We start from the raw sequence: 16,296 nt of genomic DNA, 5'->3' as shown, positions 1-16,296 counted from the left end.
CCGCTCAGCGCGACCCGCCTTTAGATATCTGCTTTGCGATTGGAGCACTGCACTACAATCCGATTTCCTTGCGTGACAGCCGCAGCGAATACCGTAACCCTTGGTCCGATATTTCCAGCCTGGGAGAGTGACCGACAAGCGGCGCTCCATCCACTCCGATTATCATGGAACCGAAGCCATGACGGACTACGCTCGAGGTCCGCCGCCGCCCCGATTCCACCCACTCGAACGCGATCTCGCTGCCTGTGTCTTCAGGTGCGAACGTCCAGCTTACGTCGATCCGGCCTTTTGGATCGCCAAGCGCTCCATACTTCATGGAATTGGTGGCAAGCTCGTGAACGATCATCGCAAAACTCTCGGCGGCGCCTCCCGACATCGTCACGGAAGGACCGCCGACCGATATGGCGCGTGTTCCGATATATGGTTGCAATTCTTGCGCAACGAGATCGTTTAGCGTCCCCGATACGCTGCCGTTGCGTGAAAGAAGCAGATGGGTTGCCTCAAGCGCGCGTATCCGGTCGATCAGCATTTCCTTGTATTTGGCAACATTGTTTCCAGGAGCATCGACCATTTTCACGAGCGCCGTGATCACCGCGAAAACGTTGCCGAATCTGTGACGCTGTTCGAGCATAATGCGCTCCCGCTTCTTTGCCGCGGCGCGCAGCAGCGTGGTTTGTCGTCTCTCGCTCAGGTCGGCGGCCACTCCAAGCCGCTGTCCACCATCATCATGTCTTTCCTCCCTTCCGCGCAGGGCAACCCAGCGGATATGTCCGTCCGGTCGGCGGACGCGTATCTCGACATCGTAATTCGTGACCGATGGTGCGGCCTTTCTCGATGCCGCCAGCTTTGGCCAGTCCGCCGGATGAACGACAGCTGACAGCTCCTCCAAACTGCGGCTATTGGCCTGGGCCAGGCCGAGAATGTCCCAGAACGTGTCCGAGCCCGTGACTACCCCGTCTTTAAGGTCTATGCGCCACGTGGCCAAGCGTCCAGCAGACAGAGCGAGGTCCAGCCATTCCTTCTGGGCCCGAAGCGCTTCGTGAACAGCGCGTCGTTCCGAAATATCGTCGACCACCACGAAGATGCTCTCCGAGAGGCCACCCTCGGGTACGGACGAAGAAAGCGTTAGCCTGGCCCAGAATGCCGTACCGTCCTTTCGTGACAGACGCACCTCCGAAACGAACGAAGAAATGTCATTGCCCAGCCTCGCCAGCAATTGCGCCAAGGTGTCCCGGTCGTTCGGATGGGCGAGCGTATCAAGCTGTAATTGGGCAAGCTCCTCCTCCCTGTACCCGGTCATCTCACAAAGGCGTCTGTTGGACTGCAGCAACTCACCTTTCTTGTTGGTGTTCGCGAATCCCATGGCAGCACGTTCGAAGGCCCAACGATAGCGGCTTTCGGTCGCCTCGACGGCAGCGAGCCTGGCCTCCGCGACTTCCAGCAACTCACGCAAGTCCTGCCGCAGACGATGGAAGGTCATGGCAATCACGCCACCCGAAACCAGAAGCAGGATTGCGCGTGCCCAGTCTCCACTTGAAATCTGATCGTGTCCTCGTGCCCACAGCCCGACAGCAACCATCAGAATGGTCGCAGCGAGCGCAGGTACGCGGTCTTCGAGATAAGCGATAATAATAATAGCCGGAATAAATTCCAGAAAACTGGCGCCTTGCCCAATATAGGCTGACGATTTTATTTCAAATATCAGTGTGGCAGCTAACACCGATGCAGACGCAATATGAGTTAGCAATCTGCCCGACGGGTTCGAATTCGACCTGCGCGACTGCGAGCTCATGGACACAGACTACAACCTTCTGACTAGCCCGTCGAGACTAGAGCAAAAAACGTACAGCTTAGTACCACTGCCGGATTGCCATACCGCTATCATAGCGCGCATTTTATCGGACGCAGCGGGGCCTAAGAGCTGCCTTAGAACTGTCGGATCATATTAAGTTTTCAAGGTGATGATGAACGTATTATCCGTCAGCGCATAGAAGACTATAATCCAGCTACACATAGAAGACTACATGAATCCCGAATACTTATTTCGGGCGTGTGAAACTTTGGGTTAGGGGTAGAAAATGAATCTGATCGATAGACAGGTCGATGCTTCTTCGAACAATCGGTATATTGTTACGAGGACCAAGTATGATTTTGAAGCGCGGAATGCGCGGCCCTCTTCTGGTCACCTTCCCGATCGCGCATCGGATCCATTGGACGCAAGGTTCGGCGAACCAAAAGGCCGCAGTCTGGAATCCATAACCGGCGTGCTTGATCGCATTGGCTGTGGCTATCTCGTGCTGAATCGCGAAAGAAAAGTAGTCGAGTGGAACGCAGCCGCCCAAACCACGCTTGAGCGCCAGGGCGAAGCGGCCGACACGGCGAGCGGACTTACGGCCGCCCTAAGGCGGCTGATCGCGAATGTTCCGGGCCAATTCCTGCCGGGCTCGTTGTCTTGGGTGGTGATCCGCAGCAGGGGCGACCGACCGGTGATACTGAACGAGAACGGCGTTATCGCTCCCGACGGAACGAGCATTGTGGCGCTGCTGGATCGCGACAACAGGTCGGGGCCAAATCCTCGGACGCTGCAAAGAATGTTTGGCTTGACGAGCGCAGAAACGCACCTCGCCTTGCGCTTGGCCCAGGGCGACGCACCTTTGGAGATCGCTCGCAGCTGGCGTCTCAGCCGCACCACGATCCGTTCCCAGCTTGCCTCGCTGTTCGCCAAGACCGAAACAAAACGCCAGGCGGAACTGGTGGCCCTTCTTGGGCGTATTTCGGTCCTGCCGTAAGGGCCGCGCAGTTGTTGGGGTCTAGTTGGCGGCATCCACATGCGACGGGGCTTGGTCGACCGGTGCTGGAGGCCGTTCCAACCTAGCTTGGCAGGTCACGTTGCGCAGCGCATGGCCGGCGCCTGCTCATCTGTGCCAACGCCGACGCCCCGGCACATAACATCCCGGCACAATTGGCCGGGATCTCGGAATAGGCAATTCGACACTGTCGAGTGACGTCGAAGGGGCAAAAAATTGGATCATGATTTAAACGGTGGTTCCGTTCTTTCTGCGGAAAATATGGAAACCGCCCGATCCCGGTCAGACCGCGCCGTGAAGGAACTCGCCCCGATAGGACCGATCGTCGTCACCGGTGCTGCAGGCTTCATTGGTTTTCACGTCGCCTTGCGGCTTTTGCGTCTGGGTGTCGAAGTCATCGGCGTCGACAATTTCACCCCCTACTACGATCCACGACTCAAGGAAGCGCGGTTTGCACGTCTCTGTGCCGAGCCGGGCTTCACTTCGATGCGAATTGATCTGGCGGATGCCGCCCGCGTTCAGTTGCTGTTTTCAGAATTTCGCCCCTCACACTTTGTCCATCTCGCGGCTCAGGCCGGCGTGCGTCATTCACTTGCTGACCCGCATTGCTATGTGCAATCGAACATAGTGGCGTTTCTCAACGTCCTTGAGGGCTGCCGGCATTTCGGCGTTAGTCATCTCGTCTACGCTTCGTCGAGCTCCGTCTACGGCTCAAATCGAACCACACCGTTTTCTGAGCATCACGGCGCAGACCATCCTGTCAGTCTGTACGCCGCAACCAAGCGTTCAAACGAATTCATGGCGCATTCATACAGTCATTTATTCTGCTTGCCCGTGACCGGACTGCGCTTCTTCACCGTTTATGGCCCCTGGGGCAGGCCCGACATGGCAGTCTACATGTTCACGCGTTTGATTATCGAGGGGAAACCAATCGAAGTAGCCAATGCCGGCCGCGTGTGGCGAGACTTCACCTATATCGACGACGTCGCTGAGGGGGTGGTTCGAGCACTCGCTGCACCGCCGCGACCCGACCCGGGTTGGGATTTTCTTACCGCAGATCCCGCCACAAGTTCTGCACCGTACCGCGTCTATAATATTGGCAACGACCGGCCGGAGGAGATTAACCGGCTGATTTCGCTCATCGAGACCGCCCTTGGCTGCCGGGCGATTCGCGTGGAAGTGCCTCTACCACCGGGCGACGTTCTGGAGACTCGCGCCGACGTGAGTGATCTTCGTAACGCTGTCGGCTTCGCCCCGGCGACAACGCTCGAGGACGGAGTGCAACGCTTTGTCGAATGGTACCGGGACTTTCATGGAACGAACATCGCAGCCAGCACACAGCAACAAACGTTAATGCATGTGTAAGCCCACCGTGTAATCCGCGCCTTGTCGGAGCGACGAATCCACGCGTCGGCCATCCTTGTCGCGGCTGCTGGTCTGGTCAAAAGATCCAGTTGGTACCGCATAACGTGACGACGACATTCCCGAGCATCGATGCCCGCGCGATCCCGCAGAAATCAGTTCATCGCGGGCAAGTCCAACGAGCGGTCTCAATTTCAGAGCTGCAGTTGTGCCCCGCCCGGAGCACAAAGAATTCGCTACATCGCCGCTCCGCCGAACGATGTCATTCAGATGGATGATGGTGACGTTCAGGCCCCATCGTAAGCTCCGGTCAACCGCATTTTGCCTCCTCGGAATCGCGAGCTCATGTCCCAAAGCTACTTTCTGAGATCCAGGACGGTTCCTACGGTCGAGAAAATAATCACCCGTGTTCCTCCAAGCCCGATCGGCAGGATTCTGCGCGCGGCAGGAGGCGTTTCGGCCATGGCGATTGCCGGTCAGTTGACTCTCGTCGCCGCTATTCCCGTTTTGGCCCGGCTCTATTCCCCGGCAGATTTCGGGATCTTCACGATTTATCTTTCGATCGTAAACATCCTCGGCGCGATCGCAGCACTGCGTTTCGAGGCCTCTCTCTATGGTGTCAAGGACAATGCGCGGGCGTATGTGACTGTTAAGCTCATTCTCCTGGCTGTGTCGGTGACGAGTGTCCTCGCCTTTGCGGCAGGACTGCTGTGGGCGAGCATCGCTCCAGCGCGGGTCGGCCACCTCGCCTGGCTCGTTCCACTTGGGATGGCGGGCGCAGGTCTCGTCGAAGCCATGAACTGCTGGAGCCTGCGCGCAGGCCTGCTACGAGACTTCGCCCTCGGCCGCCTGATCTTGCCGGCGACCATGGCCCTGCTGCAATTGATTTTTGGGCTCGCCCATTTCGGAGGTGAGTCGATGGTACATGCCCATATCCTGAGCCAATTCATTTTTATCGGACTCCTCGGCTCTCGGATTCTGAGCTGGAAGGACTTACACGGCGTCGCCCGAGCGCCGTGGCGTACCGTCTTTGCCGTCGCCAGGCGAGAATACAAGTTTCCGTTATTTGACATTCCCTCAGCTCTCGCGAGTTTCGCCATTATCAATCTTCCCGCAATACTTGTTGGTTCGCTGTTTGGCGCCGCTTTTGCGGGTTACCTGGGCGTGGCAGCGCGGCTGGTGACTGCGCCGGTCACGCTGATCGCCACCCCGCTCAGCAATGTTTTTGTCTCCGAGGCGAACAAAAACAGTGATCGCAGACATCTGCTCGGCACCGCACGCGGCCTCTTGATGCTTTCAGCCTGCCTCACTGCATTGCCAATATTGGCGCTTGGCCTGGCTGCGCCATATATTGTCGTCCCCCTGCTGGGCCCGCCCTGGGTTCCCGCCGCAGACATTATGACCGCGCTGGCGTTCATGGGGGCTGCGCAGGCGTTGGCGACGCCGCTTCAAGATGTCCCAGCTCTCCTGCGCCGGCAGGAGCTACGGCTTCTCGTCGACGGCGCGCGGACGGCGCTGGTGTTTGGTCCGCTTCTTGCCGGTGCTGAGGCAGGTTGGGAACCACTCAAGGTCATTTATCTGATGGCGGCCGGCGGCGGCGTCGGGTTTGCACTGAAAACGGCGGCCTCTCTGTATATTTTGAGCCATGCCATTAAACCAGCGGGAGCTGCCATACCAAAACAAGGTCATCATCTCGAGGGAAAAGCACCATGAAACAATCGCAGCTTGATCAGCTCCAAACGACCGCTGTGGTTGACCAACATCATCGCGCTGATGCTTCGCGACTGCGCCCTTTCATTTCAGTTGCAATCCCAACCTTTCGCCGACCGGACACGATCCGTCGGGCAATGGATAGCATTCTGAGTCAGAATTTTTCCAGTTGGGAGTTGGTCGTCAGCGACGACGAGGGCCGGGACGGACCGACCTGGGCAATCGTGGCCGAGTATGCGCGGACCGAGCCTCGCATCCGAATTGTCGAAAACTGCCGGGGCCGCGGTCAGGTAGAGAATACCAACAATGCCATGCTCGCTTGCGCCGGAAAATGGATCAAGCTGCTCCATGACGATGACTGGCTCGCCCCGGGCGCACTCAAGACCTTTGCCGAGGTTTCCACCAAGCATCCCTCAGCTGCATTCATGACCTGTGCAGCCAATATAATTGAGGACGATCGGATGAAATTCCGATTGCCACCGCAGGGGCGGCAACGAATTTCCGTCTACTCAAGCCAGCAATGCCTGACGGACCTCTATCTGGTCCGCACGACGCGGAGCCTTGGGATCATCCCATCGACGCTTTTGATCAACCGCGACGTCATTCACGCGGGTTGCCTGATGCGCGCCCATAATTCAATCCCAGCTGGAGTCGACCAGCTGTTCTTTGTCGATCTGGCCTGCCACGGAGACATGGTCGCGATAAACGATGGCTTGATCTTCTACGACGCGACGAACCACCCGAGCATCACTACAACCAAGAGTTTCGATGAGGTCGATCAGGTAACGCTTGCCGTCAAAGAGCTTAACTGGAACCTCATCGAGGATCGTAAACATCTTCCCTGCCCTGAGACTCTGTTACGGGCGCTGCGGGTTGCTCGTCTTCCCAGCAGATTCCACCAGCAACCCTGGCGGGCGACGATCCGAGATGCGATGCAAATTCTTCGCCCGTCAGTTATGAAAATAGCGAGCCAGCACATTCTTACTTACGTGTTCGCGATCCGCCCGAGACTGGGTCGATTGCGTAGCCTGAGACGATTTAGCTTCTGAGCATGGCGGCATCGTCGAGCGCGACGGCGGGCGGGCTGGGGCGCATCATATACCGTCGAAGGCGGCTTTCCTTCGGTCTGGCCTTTAGGGGTAAGCGAGATGACCATTTGTCCGGCGTGTGCCAGTGTATCAACCGCGAAATTGTTCGAAGTGACAGCAGATGAGGCCTCTCGACATTTCATCAATCCGCGTCAGGACCCCGATCGCTCTCGAAAATTAACAAGCCACCTGTCGGATCTCTGGGGCAGCAACACATGCGATATCCGCAAATGCGCAGATTGCGGATTCGGTTTTGCAGATCCCTTCGTCGCTGGCGGCGTTGAATTTTATAACTTAGCCTGGGCGTACCCTTCCTATCCGACCATGAAATGGGAATATTCAAGGACTATCGAAGAGCTCGCGGGCCTGAAGACTGGCGGAAAAACTGCCCTCGAAGTGGGGTCTGGGTTCGGATATTTTCTCGATCGCATCAAGAATAAATTCTTCCATGTTTCCGACATCTCTGCGGTCGACTACAACGAAACGGCGAGGTCTGTACTGGCGTCGAAAGGCTTTAAGACCTATTCAGGCGATTTTCGGATGAACAGCTTCGATTCTATGAAAGAGTCCTTCGACTTTATTTTCATGTTTCAAGTCTTCGAGCATATGGACCAAGTGGACGACGTTTTTGCTCGATTGAAATATCTTCTGAAGGCGCAAGGATCTGCCTTTATCGCCGTGCCAAATGAAAACAGAACTTACTACATGGAGTCCCATGGCTCGCTCATAGACATGCCACCAAACCACATCGGCCGATGGACGAAAGAAGCCTTCGATGCCATATGTCAGCGGCACGGCTTGCAATTGAGCAAGTGCGAGCGGGAGCCGTTCAATCTCGCCAAATTCCTGAAACAAGACATCGTCCACAGCTTTTTCCGAAAGGGAGAGAAACCAGGTAGCGTGAGTGAGTTCGTGCGCGCCCTGCCGCGAAGCAAAGCGCAACGGATTGCGCAAGGTTTGACTGCCCTTGCGATTTCACCATCGCGGTTGCCGGCATGGGCATACGCGGTCAGGAATGCATCGACGATGGGGGGGAGCGCACTCTGGGCAAAGATCGACAAAGTCTCGTCACCTGCGCTACGGATTCATCGCCAAGCCAAGCAGCGATGAGCGGGTCCGCGTGAAGGGTGATTTCGACACCACTAGGCGCGCGGTGAACGCCAAGCAGACGAAGGACGGCGTCAGGCGCGTTGCCTCAGATGGGGTCCGGAATTCATGAATGCCCGTCCGGCGGCTCCTGGCCGTAGGTTCCGTTGTGACACTTCGGACCCACGCTCCGGATGGATCTCTCCGCGACAACCCCAGCTACTGCCGGATGGCCCGCGCCCAGCAGCCGATCGGCGCAGCGCCTAGCGCGGTGATTTTCAACCAAGCGGGAAGTGCGCAACAACAAGAGCCGCGCTCGTCATGTCCTCTCCAGCAAGAGGTCAGCGCTGTCCCCGAACCGGTAACCAGCGTGCTTCCTGAGATTAACCTTCGTGAGAACGCTTGCGACGGGGACCGAAGCTGGTGCATCGCCCGCAAGCAGGTCCAAAACGCCTCGCGCGATGCTGCGTCGCGTTTTCGCCCAGCGAACGGCGAAAAGAACCACGTCACCCCAGCCTGTCAGGAGCCTGGCCTCTGGTCCCTCAAGCCCCAGCGGTCCATTTATGATGACGACCCGATAGATCGAGTGCAGTTCATCTTTGAAAGGGGAGCCGTCGACACTGGACAGCAAGGGCAGCAGATCCTCCGACGGTGCGAGCGCCATGAAGTCGATCCCGATCGCCGACATTCCTGCTATCGCATCGTGCAGTGCACAACGGTCACTCACATAGTCTCCGAAAAAATTGTGCGGCTTACGTGCGCTGAATTCCTTCACAAACTCGCCCGTAAGGCGGTGGTCCGTGCGGTCCAGATCAATGAAGAGTACTCGCCCTCCAAGTCTGGTGGCCGCCAAGGCCATGCTCCATGCGAGCTCGGTCTTGCCATCATCCTCACCGCAGGATGTTATCAAGATTATGTTCGAGTAATCCCTTGCCTGTTGGGGCGCCGCGGCGACAAGCAGGGACGTCACGGCGCGGCTGTATCTGCACCCCTGCTGGCCTGAAACCAGCTGCTGCAGTCGCTTCGCGTGCGTTGTGGGAGCCTGGGGTATTAGCCCGAGGCACGGAACCTTGAGCGCTGCTTCAGCTTCGGCCTCTCCGCGCAAAGTGCGATCGAAGCGTTGGCGGACAAGTATGAAAATCCCTCCAATCAGGCCAAACACGACCATGCCAGGCGGAATAAGAAAAATTGGCGAAAGAGTCGTTGGATTGGTAGGGGGCCACGCCGCTGAGAGAAGCCTGACTCCGGGGGATGGACTTGCAATACGCCGCATCAAGTCCTGTTGCCGGGTCAAAAGGTCGTTGTAGCGCTGCGTCAGGATGCTGACCTGCGGCTCGAGAGCACGCAGTCCGGAAAGCCGGCCGGCTGTATCGGCCACAACCGCATCTAGGACATCCTTACGCTTTTGCAGCGCCGCAATCTGGGAGCGATAGATGTTTGCCTCAGCAGCGACGCGGGCGATTTCTTGTTCGATCTCACGATCGATCGCATTTGTGACATTCTCATCTGCCGTGCCGTTGGCCTGGCCTGCCAAGAGATCGGCCAGCAAGGGTGATTCGATGGCTTCGGCTACCGAGGCAACGGGCGCGCCCCCCTTTCGCAAGTCCTGAATGTGTTGGAGTCGAGATTCCGTTGCGGAGAGGTCCGCTTTCGACAAGGAAATTTGCTGAGTGAGTTCGGCTGTCTCCTTGGCAGCATTGTCCGCCGCACCTTGATCGACCGCGCCATGGCTCAACCGATATCTCTCCAGACGATCGGTCGCTTCTGCCAGACTGCTTTGTATAGTCGGCAGCCCGGAGACTATCGAGTCGAGTTCCAGCCTGTCCGACGCTTGGCTTTTCCTTGCCAGATCGCCAATATACACTTCGACGAACGTGTTGGCGATCAGAGCGGCTCGCGCCGGATCGTGATCTGTGAAGCCGACACTGATAACTCTCGATCGCAGCTCCTGGCCGATCCTCATACCTTCACGCAGCACCTTGAGTTCAGCCGCATCTGGCTCCGCCGGCGTGCTTCGCGGCCAAATTTTGGCCAGCAAATCGGCTGGAACCGAGCGCAAATTCAGCGGCTCGACGCCAACAGGCTTCGGAGGATGGTTTCCGGTTCGAGCACCAGCCTGTTTAGCACCATTGGCAGCATCCGTTTTGCGCAGCGCTGCCACTACGCTTCGCAGGTGGCTTTGCGATGAGAGCATGGTGATATGGTCGTCAATGCTGGAATCCAGCTGATCCTGAGCAGAGATCAAGCCGCCGGCAGGGGCTGCTCTACTAGGTGCGTCGACGATTACCTGCGTGGTGGCCTCGTATAGGGCAGGCCGTGCAAGCCCTCCAAGCGCGGCCAAGACACCGCCTGCAACGACCATGGCCAGGAGGAACCACTTTTTTCTTGAGAGGGTAACGAGGAGCTGATGGAGCGGGGTTTGCGTGTCCATCTGCTCACGCAACGGCCGTTTCATGCGCGGAGTGATTTCGCGCGCAGGCAAGTGCATTTCGGTAACGTGCGGAAGGTGGATGCGGCTAACTATGGACCCTTCCATCTTAATCTCCTGTAAGTTCGGGCACGCGAGAACCCGTTGCTGGCGGCGATGGCCGCCTTGCCTCGTTGTGCCAGGCCTGGAACATCAAAGCCGGCCACAATTCGCGAGAATGGTCGTGCCTGCCATCGACGTGACCGCGCCAGCACGCATCCACCTTCGCAAGGTCGAAAATTCCGTCTCCGGAGATGCGCATATCGGCGACAAGATCGTTTGCCCAACTGAGCAGCGGGCCCCTCAGCCAGACTGCTATAGGAACATCGAAACCTTGCTTTGGCCGCTCGATCAGTCGCTGCGGAACGTACCGGCGCAACAACTGACGAAGGATCCACTTACCTTTGCCATTACGAACCTTGGTATTCGTCGGCAGGCGCCAGGCGAATTCGACAACCCGATGATCGAGTAGCGGGCACCGCCCCTCGAGGCTGTTGGCCATGCTGGCGCGGTCCAGCTTCACCAATATATCGCCGGGCAGGTAGCCGTGCATATCGTCATACAAAAGACGGGACAGCAGCCCATCAAGCCGGTGCTCGACGTGGATTGATGAGGGGGGCTGGTGCAGGCTGAGGTTCTCCGTCGACGATCTCGTCAGTCGCCGAAACAACTCGTCCTCATCGGCTGCAGCGAGTAGCTGAGCGAGGCGATCCAGCCGGTCGCCCCGCAGCGCATGCCGTGCACCCTCCGAAAGCGGCAGCTTCCCGACGAGATCGTGACGGGCTGCACGGGCCAGTAACCCAGTGCCTGCCGCGAGCGCCCGACGCAGTGCCGACGGCAGAGTATGCTGTCGTCGCAGGCGGGCAGCCATGAAGTGGCGGGCGTAGCCGGCGAAGCATTCGTCGCCACCGTCACCCGACAGAGCCACCGTAACGTGCCGGCGGGCGAGCCGCGCCACCAGCAGAGTTGGTATCTGCGATTCGTCAGCGAAAGGCTCGTCCCAGATCTGCGGCAATTCTGGAATGACTTCGCGCGCTACGGCAGCCGAAAGGTGGAGTTCGGTATGGTCGGTGCCCAGATGCCGCGCGACTTCCGCCGCGTGGGGAGCCTCATCGAACCCGCCCTCTCCGAAAGCGATCGTGAACGTGCGCACCGGCTTGTCCGATTGAGCCTGCATCAGGGCTACAACCGTCGAGCTGTCTATTCCGCCCGACAGGAAGGCCCCGAGCGGAACGTCAGCGATCATGCGCTCCCGAACGGCAAGTCGAAGCAGGCCATCCAGTTCAGTGGTAAGTTCTTCGTCACTGCCGACGACCTGCTCCGCCCGCCCTTTGGCGGCGGTTTCGGCTAGCGACCACCAGTATCGAATACGATGCGCTAGCGAGGCGGCACTTCGCGACGCGGCGAAGTCAGCTGCCGTCACCGACAGGACCGAACCCGGCGGTAATTTGAACACGCCTCGCCAGATGCAGCTGTCATCCGGTACCCATCCGTTCGAAAGCATCGCCGCGGCCGCATTGATATCGAGCTCCTGACAAAAACCTGGAAAACGGGTGATCGCCTTCAACTCAGAGGCAAAAACAAGCGCATCACGTGTTGAGGCGACATAAAGCGGCTTTTTGCCCATTCGGTCGCGGGCGAGATGGAGCGTCCTCGTCTTCAGATCCCATAGTCCTAGCGCGAACATGCCGGCGAAGCGTGTGAGTGCTTTTTCGAGGCCCCAATTCTCAATAGCGGCAAGCATGACCTCGGTATCGCTGGTGCCCCTGAAATGACGACCTGTACTTTCCAGTTCGCAGCGCAGATCGCGGAAATTGTATATTTCGCCGTTAAACGTAATGACGTATCTGCCGCTTTCGGAATGCATTGGCTGGCAGCCCGCCTCCGACAGATCAACAATGGCCAAACGCCTGTGACCGAAGGCAAGCCCGGCTTCGCTATGTATCCAGAATGCCTCGCCATCCGGTCCGCGGTGACGAAGCGCGGCCGTCATTTGCTCTATTGCCTTGAGCGGCTTCGTGTCGGCTGAATCGGGGGCAAGAAGAATTCCGGCAATACCACACATGCCATTAACCCGGATTGTTGGAGATTGCAGAAACTGCTTTCGGAGCACCGGCGACAAGGCAGATGGTCAGCGCAAACCACACGATCGGGTGACGGATGATCAGGTGCGGCATTCCGAAAATAGCGATTGACACCACGAGCGCTAACAGCGCGTCGAGCTTCGCACGCCATACCGACACGATGGCGGCGCTGACGATCCAGACCAGCGCCAGAACCGCAATAAGTCCACCTTGAGTGTACAGGTCGAGGATCGTGTTGTGAGCCTCGAAGGGTCGTTCCAGAAATTGCGATTCGAACACTGATGGGCGCTCGAGATGCGGACCTGGACCAAGGCCCAACGACCCGGATTCCGCGCCCTTCTCTATTGCTTCGTCCCAGAGATGCACGCGGAGTGCGGCGGTTTCGGCAGTGGCCTCGCCGCCCTTGTCCTTGGTCAGGCCCTTGGCGAAGTTTTCGAGGACGCTCGCCTCCGTCACGGCGTAGGGGGTTATCGCGATCGCCAACGGAAGGATACCGACGAGCAACAGGAGGACGGCTTGCCGTGAAAAGCTGCCCCTGTTGCCACCGGTCTTGAGCCATGTCCTGATCCGCAGCCCGAGGAACGTCAGGCAAGTCAGGATACTGGTATACAAATAGGTATCGCTCTTTGTCAGCCTCCCGACATAGAAGGTTAGGAACAGGCTGGCGATCCCAAGAAACCTGCCCCATCGATTGCTGGTGGTGGTCGCAAGATGCAAGGCTAGCGGGCCAAAGATTGCGCAGTAGAGCGCGAGCTGATTTGGATTGTGCGACCAGCCGCGAAAGCGGTCCCAGTACCAGGGATCGACGCCAGCTCGGGGGATCCAGCCCCAGCCCTGTCCCAGCTGAATGGCAAGGGCCATATTCGCGATACCCACGACCCACCAGCCAGTACGACGGAGATGGCGGTCGGCGTCGGGTTCTGCAGCGGCAAGGCAGGTGACGCTGACCAACAGCAGGTAGGCCATCGTATCGTGCATCAGGCCCGTCAGGTATAGAACTGTGGTCAGATAGCCGACAACGGTGCCGACCCCCAGAGCCAGCGCCATGATCGTCCAGTAACTTGCAAGGAGTGTCAGCGCCGGCCTGGTCTCCAGGCGACCGCCGGCAAGGACGCGCGCGATCGACAGCATGATCCAAAGCACGAGGAACAGTTCGCCAATCCCCAAGGGCGACCCGGGAATGTCGAGTTGCTCCGCATAGGTCGTTGCGAGCCCGCAGGCCAGGATCGCGTCCCGGATCATCGGCGCACATCCAATCTACCGCTGACAGCATCGTCTCTAATTAAGATCGGATACGCCGGTCGGGCGAGGCCACCGTGGGATTTGGCGCCAAGGATATTTTCGTACAGATCGCAATACTGAGCGACCACCCGCGGCAGCGCGAACTGCTCACGGACGAGTTCGACAGAACGACCGCCCATGATTTTTCCGTGACTGCGGTCGGACAGGATGTCGACTATTCGAGATGCAAGGCCATCGGCGTCGTAGGGTTGGACTAGGTAGCCGTTCCATCCATCCTCGACCACCTCATTGCAGCCGGGCATCTTTGAGGCGACCATGGGCAATCCCGCCAGCCCTGCCTCGAGCAGGACGCGCGGGATTCCTTCTCGATATTGTGTGGGGAAGGCGAACACGTCGGCCATGCCAAGAAGGGCTGGAACATCGCGTCGTGGGCCTAGCGCGATGATATGAGGAGCGTGTCTATCGATTTCCGACTTGTCGACTGCAAATGGACCTTCGGACTCCCAAGGGCCGACAAGCACGAAACGCGCATTAGGCCTTTTAGAAAGGACGCGGGGGACTGCTTGGAGCAGCGTCGGGATGCCCTTCTGGCGGGTTAGCCGGCCCACAAAAATTACGATCTCTGCTGACTGGAGCCCGAGTTCCTGGCGCATTTTCGCCGCCGGCGGAGCAAGATGCCTCGCCATAGCGAACGCATCGACATCGATGCCAGAACTGCGGATCACTCTTCCGCTGCCAGGTTCAATCAATCGAAAGCGCTTGAAGAAAGCCTCATCGTCCCGATTCTGAAATACCGTCGCTGCCGTCCAGAAGGAGGCAAGCCATTGTAGTCCGCAAAAAATTGGACGTAAGGCCAGAGCCCGCGGTTCCAACGATGAGAATGTCCAGCCCAGGCCGTTGATCGTGCGCACGACCGGGACCGTTCCGCGCACCGAAATGGGTGTCAGCAGGTTAGGCTTGGTATCGAAGCTTTGGACGATGTCAGGCCGGAGTTCCGCAAGCAATTTCCGAATCGCTCTTACAGCGGTCCACTCGCCAGTGCCGCTGGCAAATCGGTCGAAACCGTAGCGGCGATGCGGAATGCCATGCCGCAAAAACGCAGCCTCATCGCCGGTTGAAACTGCCGTGACCCGGAAGCCGCTTTCGCGCAGCGACATTAGGAACGGAATTCTCAGGGCGTGATCTTCGCCTCCCACACAAACGAGATGCGGATTCATCCCGAAGCTCCCGTCCGTGCGCCGTGTTCCGGTCGCGTGAAGTAACTGCCTTTCGCATCTGCTTTCATGGTTTTGCTTCGTTACTTCTGTGCGCGTGAAAGGATACGGTAGGAGGAGGCTTGCATACTGTCCTCGTCTGTTTGAATGAGGCAAACTGCATGGGGATCACGGCCTTACGGGTATCGCGAACCGCCTCGACGGCATCTGGTGGTGCATAGGAACGGGTACGGTGATGAATTGCGCCTCGAACTCTAGGGGTTCGGCCAAGCCGGACTTGCAACTGATAAGGCAACCGAAGAAAGCGCTTCCGACAGTCGTGCGTTGTACGGCTGCTCTACGCTGGGCGCGTCGGATTCCTAAGCTCCCGGTCCGGGTTCGCGCCTCAGCTTGTCCCGCTTGTGCTACCAGGCATGATAGTCGACCCCTCAGCCACAACTCCTGGCGCAACCTGCCTCCTTGCGACCAGCGGATAAGCCGATTCGGACCGTTCCGACGCCGGCGACCTGATCTGCCGACCGATTTCACGCGACGAACGCGCGGACACCTACGAATTATCCACAACTAATTGGTTGCGGGATTGAGACTGTGGAGGGGTCTGGCTCTTAGGTGAACGTCTGTCTGATCTCTCAATGCGCGGGTGAACAGTTAGATAGAAACATAATTTACAAGTTTATTTCAGCGATCTGCAAGATACGCTCTAGATATTTAACTATCTGTCTTTCAATCTAACCAGATGGGCTGGATAAAACACGGCCCTTTGATGGGATCATATTCTTGTTACTTATTTATTATGTCCATGGAAGTTACTCCTTCCGTGCAGCATTCCTATTGGCGATCAACCATTCTATCAGAGCCTGCAGGTATGTGATTTGGCGCTAATATACACCCTCTAGTAGGCAGACATCCGCGGGGCGCTATCGAATCAAAATGAGGGATTATGGATGGCAACTCTGCACTATGCATCGGGTGGTTCTGCCACCGAAATCGCAACCGCCGGCTTCAATCTGGCTGACGTTCAGTATGTTTCGCTGGTCGACGCATTGCCTGACGGCATGAAAGGCCTGGTGTACCTCAACGAGCATGAGGGCGTAACCGCATCCTTCATCGAGAAAATGACCCCCTTCCTCGGCAATCCGAATGTGTTTGGGTTCTATCTGGTTGACGAGCCCGATCCCACGGGCAGGTGGGGCACCTATGCAACCGCCGAGAACCTGAAGGCGGAATCCGACTGGA

Annotated in this window: 10 protein-coding genes and 1 pseudogene; 6 read left to right on the top strand and 5 right to left on the bottom strand. The window is 57.9% G+C overall.

The annotated features are described in order from the left end of the window. Positions 1-52 precede the first annotated feature (52 nt). Positions 53-1,792 carry a PAS domain S-box protein gene (locus tag NKI41_RS12050; protein WP_352683148.1) on the bottom strand — a complete coding sequence of 580 codons (1,740 nt, stop codon included), beginning with the start codon at positions 1,790-1,792 and terminating at the stop codon, positions 53-55. Between the two features lie 286 nt (positions 1,793-2,078). Here NKI41_RS12050 and NKI41_RS12045 point away from each other — a divergent pair, with 286 nt between their 5' ends. The 5 genes from NKI41_RS12045 (at position 2,079) to NKI41_RS12025 (ending at position 8,077) form a co-directional block, all read left to right on the top strand. Then, complete coding sequence (locus NKI41_RS12045; protein WP_352683146.1) at positions 2,079-2,789, top strand: helix-turn-helix transcriptional regulator; 711 nt, start codon at positions 2,079-2,081, stop codon at positions 2,787-2,789. Positions 2,790-3,068: 279 nt separating this feature from the next. After that, entirely contained in the window at positions 3,069-4,172 is a 1,104-nt protein-coding gene (locus tag NKI41_RS12040; RefSeq protein ID WP_352683283.1) for an NAD-dependent epimerase, read from the top strand. Between the two features lie 459 nt (positions 4,173-4,631). Further along, entirely contained in the window at positions 4,632-5,882 is a 1,251-nt protein-coding gene (locus NKI41_RS12035) for an oligosaccharide flippase family protein (protein ID WP_352472465.1), read from the top strand. Then, positions 5,879-6,928, top strand: coding sequence for a glycosyltransferase family 2 protein (locus tag NKI41_RS12030; RefSeq protein ID WP_352472464.1), 1,050 nt, complete (start codon positions 5,879-5,881; stop codon positions 6,926-6,928). The genes NKI41_RS12035 and NKI41_RS12030 overlap by 4 nt, the downstream gene beginning before the upstream one ends. Positions 6,929-7,027: 99 nt before the next feature. Next, positions 7,028-8,077 carry a class I SAM-dependent methyltransferase gene (locus NKI41_RS12025; protein ID WP_352501387.1) on the top strand — a complete coding sequence of 350 codons (1,050 nt, stop codon included), beginning with the start codon at positions 7,028-7,030 and terminating at the stop codon, positions 8,075-8,077. 295 nt (positions 8,078-8,372) lie between these two features. On the opposite strand, the gene NKI41_RS12020 is transcribed toward NKI41_RS12025, so the two are convergent. From NKI41_RS12020 to NKI41_RS12005, 4 genes are read right to left on the bottom strand one after another with little or no spacing between them, the layout of a single operon-like run. Further along, positions 8,373-10,589, bottom strand: a complete 2,217-nt coding sequence (locus NKI41_RS12020; RefSeq protein WP_352683144.1) for a GumC family protein — start codon at positions 10,587-10,589, stop codon at positions 8,373-8,375. Between the two features lies 1 nt (position 10,590). Then, entirely contained in the window at positions 10,591-12,585 is a 1,995-nt protein-coding gene (asnB, locus tag NKI41_RS12015; protein ID WP_352683281.1) for an asparagine synthase (glutamine-hydrolyzing), read from the bottom strand. A gap of 4 nt (positions 12,586-12,589) precedes the next feature. Beyond that, positions 12,590-13,846, bottom strand: coding sequence for an O-antigen ligase family protein (locus tag NKI41_RS12010; protein WP_352472460.1), 1,257 nt, complete (start codon positions 13,844-13,846; stop codon positions 12,590-12,592). Then, complete coding sequence (locus tag NKI41_RS12005) at positions 13,843-15,063, bottom strand: glycosyltransferase (RefSeq protein ID WP_352501390.1); 1,221 nt, start codon at positions 15,061-15,063, stop codon at positions 13,843-13,845. Before NKI41_RS12005 ends, NKI41_RS12010 begins: the two co-directional genes overlap by 4 nt. 941 nt (positions 15,064-16,004) lie before the next feature. Between NKI41_RS12005 and NKI41_RS12000 the strand changes: the two are divergent. Then, positions 16,005-16,296, top strand: a pseudogene (locus NKI41_RS12000) (calcium-binding protein); the annotation flags it as partial.

It is taken from the genome of Mesorhizobium sp. M0601, assembly GCF_040320845.1.
In the GTDB taxonomy this organism is placed as follows: domain Bacteria; phylum Pseudomonadota; class Alphaproteobacteria; order Rhizobiales; family Rhizobiaceae; genus Mesorhizobium.
The sequence above is the reverse complement of the archived record's forward strand: the minus strand, read 5'-3'. Positions and strand labels throughout refer to the sequence as shown.

What these genes read in the sequence shown, in the direction of transcription:
- NKI41_RS12050 (WP_352683148.1), bottom strand. Translation starts at nt 1,792, where the DNA reads ATGAGCTCGCAGTCGCGCAGGTCGAATTCGAACCCGTCGGGCAGATTG.
- NKI41_RS12045 (WP_352683146.1), top strand. Translation starts at nt 2,079, where the DNA reads ATGAATCTGATCGATAGACAGGTCGATGCTTCTTCGAACAATCGGTAT.
- NKI41_RS12040 (WP_352683283.1), top strand. Translation starts at nt 3,069, where the DNA reads ATGGAAACCGCCCGATCCCGGTCAGACCGCGCCGTGAAGGAACTCGCC.
- NKI41_RS12035 (WP_352472465.1), top strand. Translation starts at nt 4,632, where the DNA reads ATGGCGATTGCCGGTCAGTTGACTCTCGTCGCCGCTATTCCCGTTTTG.
- NKI41_RS12030 (WP_352472464.1), top strand. Translation starts at nt 5,879, where the DNA reads ATGAAACAATCGCAGCTTGATCAGCTCCAAACGACCGCTGTGGTTGAC.
- NKI41_RS12025 (WP_352501387.1), top strand. Translation starts at nt 7,028, where the DNA reads ATGACCATTTGTCCGGCGTGTGCCAGTGTATCAACCGCGAAATTGTTC.
- NKI41_RS12020 (WP_352683144.1), bottom strand. Translation starts at nt 10,589, where the DNA reads ATGGAAGGGTCCATAGTTAGCCGCATCCACCTTCCGCACGTTACCGAA.
- asnB (WP_352683281.1), bottom strand. Translation starts at nt 12,585, where the DNA reads ATGTGTGGTATTGCCGGAATTCTTCTTGCCCCCGATTCAGCCGACACG.
- NKI41_RS12010 (WP_352472460.1), bottom strand. Translation starts at nt 13,846, where the DNA reads ATGATCCGGGACGCGATCCTGGCCTGCGGGCTCGCAACGACCTATGCG.
- NKI41_RS12005 (WP_352501390.1), bottom strand. Translation starts at nt 15,063, where the DNA reads ATGAATCCGCATCTCGTTTGTGTGGGAGGCGAAGATCACGCCCTGAGA.